Here is a 390-nt window from a genome sequence, read left to right on the forward strand (position 1 = left end):
GGCCGGCAGCGATGAAAATCGCGATCAGCAAAAGCATGCCGGCAGGCCTCTTGCCGGACATATCCTCCATGGTCTCTGCCCGCACGCGCGCGAACTGGCCTGGCAGAGAGGGCAAGGTCCCCACGATTCTTTCGATATGATGCTTGATCCGATCGAGCGTCGAGGATGCCATCGTATTCATCCGGCCCGGCGCGGCCACGGCATCGGACGATGCGCCGGACGGCGAAGCTCCTGCCGCGGCAGGCGTTCCGGTCGGCCCGGCGTCCTGCTTTCGTTGCTCGGCCACCCAGGCCTTCACCGACGGATCGTCGAGAAGATCGAATAACTGTTTGACCTTTTCAGGCGGAACGGTCGCCGGCGCCTGTGCCTGTGACGGACCAGTCAACAAGC

Annotated in this window: 1 pseudogene; it reads right to left on the reverse strand. The window is 63.6% G+C overall.

Going from position 1 to position 390, the window contains the following annotated elements:
• Nucleotides 1–388 (reverse strand): annotated as a pseudogene (locus tag EOA28_RS38470) (mechanosensitive ion channel family protein); the annotation flags it as partial.
• Nucleotides 389–390: the final 2 nt, after the last annotated feature.

Source organism: Mesorhizobium sp. M2A.F.Ca.ET.067.02.1.1 (genome assembly GCF_004023285.1).
Taxonomy (GTDB): Bacteria; Pseudomonadota; Alphaproteobacteria; order Rhizobiales; family Rhizobiaceae; genus Mesorhizobium.